Below are 2,646 nucleotides of genomic sequence, written 5' to 3'. Positions count from 1 at the left end.
GTTGTGCGACACGTGTCCCCCGTGCGCAGTTTTTTAATGTGTAAGCAAGGGGACAAAAGCTCTATTTATCATTGTTCGGTTCGATTTAAATCTTTTAGTCGAGTAGTGAACCTGTTATGCGACTAACAGTAGCCTACGAAGACATGCCTAACTGGTAACGGTTACGTGTGAAGCTCTTCTAACAATGTATCTCCCTGTGATTTAGGTATGCTTATATCGCGAGATGAAGCGTAGATACTCCGAGCAGTAACGGGGTTGAGAGGCTAGGCTGGCTGGTAGGGGTAATGTAAGTGAACTGTTGTTAAACTTCGTAAATATGGAAATGCCAAAACTGCTGTCAGGCATTAACCAAAAGGTGTATGGCCGGTTATTCTGCTAACGACTCGGAATACGTCGTCATCAGGCCATCGGAGAAAAGACAGGCCCTAACCCAGTCGTGTGATAAGTAGGGAACGTGGAAAACCCGACTCTCCGCCAATTTCCAGTGTATCGGAAATTGGCAGGTGCCCCGCAAGGGAAACTGTTGGAGGAGCGGGCATGGGAGGATAGAGAAAGCGAATGCCGGGCTGTAATGGTTCGGATAGGGATTCAAGATTTGTCCCGATCTGAAAGGGTGCAGACTTCTATCTGGTCTATCGTCGCAAGACGGCTGACCAACCCTTTACCTTGGATGAGGTGAAGGGTGAGTATCAGGACATGATACTTACCAGACGGATATTTTTACTTGTGGGAGCTATGGACGCTCCCACAAGGAGCGTTATGAGTTTCCACTTGGGAAATTGAAGTTATCTATCAATTTACAAGGAGGAAAGCAGCATGAAAGTGCATATCCAAATGGATGTGTCTGCGCTTTCTCACGCACCGCGAGACTGGCACGCTGTTAACTGGCGGCAGGTAGAGCGAAACGTGAAAGGGATGCAGATACGAATTGCGAAGGCTACACGGGAAGGCAAATGGCGCAAGGTGAAAGCCCTGCAACGTTTGCTAACCCGCACGCTCTCTGCAAAATTATTAGCAGTAAGACGTGTTACTGAGAATCAAGGTAAACGTACAGCAGGTGTTGACGGTGAGCTATGGGAGTCGCCTGAAACGAAATGGTCGGCAGTTAACAGGATGAAGCCGCGTGGATATAGTCCCTCTGCTCTGCGGAGAGTCTATATACCGAAAGCGAATGGGAAGAAACGCCCCTTAGGGATACCCACGATGCTAGATCGGGCTATGCAGGCTATGTTTTTGTTGGCATTGGAACCCGTATCCGAATCGACGAGTGATCTGAATTCCTATGGATTTCGGAACAATCGATCGACCGCAGATGCGATGTCCCAATTGTTTGTTTCCTTATCCAGTAAAGCTTCGGCTCAATGGATTTTGGAGGCAGATATAGCAGGCTGTTTTGACAACATCAATCATGACTGGCTGATTGAAAATGTTCCCATGGAGCGTTCAATCCTGCGGAAATGGTTGAAATCTGGCCTGATAGACCGAGGCCAGTTTCAGGAGACAGAAACCGGTACGCCGCAAGGGGGAATTATTTCCCCCACATTGGCAAATGTGACGCTGAATGGGCTGGAATCGGGTTTAACAGATTACCTAGGTAAGAAGTTAGGCGTGACTAAAGCTCACAGACTTAAAGTGAATGTAGTTCGGTATGCGGATGACTTTGTAATTACAGGCATCTCGAAAGAGATATTGGAAAACGAAGTCACCCCTTGGATAGTGGATTTCCTGGCAGTAAGAGGATTAACACTTTCCGATGAGAAAACGCATATTGTCTGCATTGACCAAGGTTTTGATTTTCTGGGGTGGAATTTCCGTAAGTATCAAGGAAAACTACTCATCAAACCTAGCAAGAAAAACGCGCAAGCGTTTTATCGCAAAGTGAAGGAAATCATCAGCAAACATAAGACGATAAAACAGGAAGAGTTAATTTACCTGTTAAATCCGATCCTTCGGGGCTGGGCGCAGTATCACAGTCCTGTTGTCGCCAAAGCGACGTACAGCCGAATGGAGCACCTGATATTCAAGGCGCTCTGGCGGTGGTCGAAACGGCGACATCCAAATAAGAGCACTGAATGGGTGAAGGAGAAATACTTTCACTCAGTTGATGATCGGAATTGGGTATTCGCGGTTCCTGTAGTGAACGAAGTTGGGGAAACAACGCTGACAGAGCTGTACCAGTTGTCCGGTACAGTAATTAAGCGGCACAAGAAAATCAAAGGGGCGTATAACCCGTTTGACCCCAAATGGGAAATGTATGGCGAACAATTGCGGCAAGAACGCATGTTGGAAAACATGCGACATCGTAAGCAATTTATTCGGATGTATATTGATCAGAAAGGGCTTTGTGCAGCATGCAATTGCAAGATGACCAAGGCAACAGGCTGGCATGACCATCACATTGAATATCGCGTGCATGGAGGTTCTGATGCTTTGGGAAATCGGGTACTATTGCACCCCAATTGTCACACCCAAGTGCATAGCAAAGGTTTGAAAGTAGTAAAGCCGGCTTCCTGATAGGAAGCTTAGAAAATACGATTTTTTTCTTTTTTAGAAAATAGCGTAATAGGCTTGAGCCGTGTGCGATGAAAGTCGCAAGCACGGTTCTTAGGGGGGAATGGGCTAGCAATAGCCTGTTCCTACCCACCT

1 protein-coding gene is annotated in these 2,646 nt (G+C 46.8%); it reads left to right on the top strand.

Translation table 11 applies throughout. From position 1 onward, the window contains the following. Positions 1–816 precede the first annotated feature (816 nt). Positions 817–2,514 (top strand): group II intron reverse transcriptase/maturase, encoded by a 1,698-nt coding sequence (ltrA, locus tag HV832_RS17070; RefSeq protein WP_176805254.1) that lies wholly within the window; start codon positions 817–819, stop codon positions 2,512–2,514. The last annotated feature ends 132 nt before the right edge of the window (positions 2,515–2,646 follow it).

Origin of the sequence: Cognatundibacterium oligocarboniphilum (assembly GCF_013377855.1) — a bacterium.
GTDB classification, from domain to species: Bacteria; Pseudomonadota; Gammaproteobacteria; order Burkholderiales; family Burkholderiaceae_D; genus Undibacterium; species Undibacterium oligocarboniphilum.
This window is presented reverse-complemented; position numbering and strand designations above follow the sequence as displayed.

Bases quoted from the DNA above. Each gene is read 5' to 3' on its own strand.
- ltrA (WP_176805254.1), top strand. From the start codon at position 817: ATGAAAGTGCATATCCAAATGGATGTGTCTGCGCTTTCTCACGCACCG.